Raw genomic sequence first — 358 nt, 5'->3', positions numbered from 1 at the left:
AATCTGTATCAGGCTGAAATTTGATTGTTCTGTCTCTTCGCCGAAACAGCTTCGGCGTTGTAAGGTTAAGCCTCACGGTTCATTAGTATCGGTTAGCTCAACGCATCGCTGCGCTTACACACCCGACCTATCAACGTCGTCGTCTTCAACGTTCCTTCAGGACCCTTAAAGGGTCAGGGAGAACTCATCTCGGGGCAAGTTTCGTGCTTAGATGCTTTCAGCACTTATCTTTTCCGCATTTAGCTACCGGGCAGTGCCATTGGCATGACAACCCGAACACCAGTGATGCGTCCACTCCGGTCCTCTCGTACTAGGAGCAGCCCCCCTCAATTCTCCAGCGCCCACGGCAGATAGGGAC

1 rRNA gene is annotated in these 358 nt (G+C 52.2%); it reads right to left on the bottom strand.

The features are described from left to right. Positions 1-61 precede the first annotated feature (61 nt). A 23S ribosomal RNA gene (locus tag HED65_RS03470) occupies positions 62-358 on the bottom strand; the annotation flags it as partial.

It is taken from the genome of Pantoea sp. LS15 (genome assembly GCF_012241585.1).
Taxonomy (GTDB): domain Bacteria; phylum Pseudomonadota; class Gammaproteobacteria; order Enterobacterales; family Enterobacteriaceae; genus Enterobacter.
Note: the sequence above shows the minus strand (reverse complement) of the source record. Positions and strands in the feature narration are given on the sequence as shown.